Below are 272 nucleotides of genomic sequence, written 5' to 3'. Positions count from 1 at the left end.
CTGTTTGATATCTGAGGAAAAAAGGCGCGGATAGTAAACCGCACTCCCGATCACAAGGATGGGTGCGCCCTCGCCCTCAATTCGATAAGCTAAATCAAAGCCGTCCGAGTGACAGATCCCCGCACGTTCCATTTCTCACGCCCCCTTTGTTTTCATTATATAAAAAAAGCCTGACGCATGGCGTCAGGCTATCGATATTACCGCTTTAAATCTTCCAGGGTCTTTTCCCATCTGCTCAGCACCTCTTCAGCGCTGTGAAGCTGTATACGGAC

The sequence above is a fragment of the Candidatus Kosakonia sp. 282A-S69 genome (genome assembly GCF_029433855.1).
GTDB lineage: Bacteria > Pseudomonadota > Gammaproteobacteria > Enterobacterales > Enterobacteriaceae > Kosakonia > Kosakonia cowanii_A.
The sequence above is the reverse complement of the archived record's forward strand: the minus strand, read 5'-3'. Positions refer to the sequence as shown.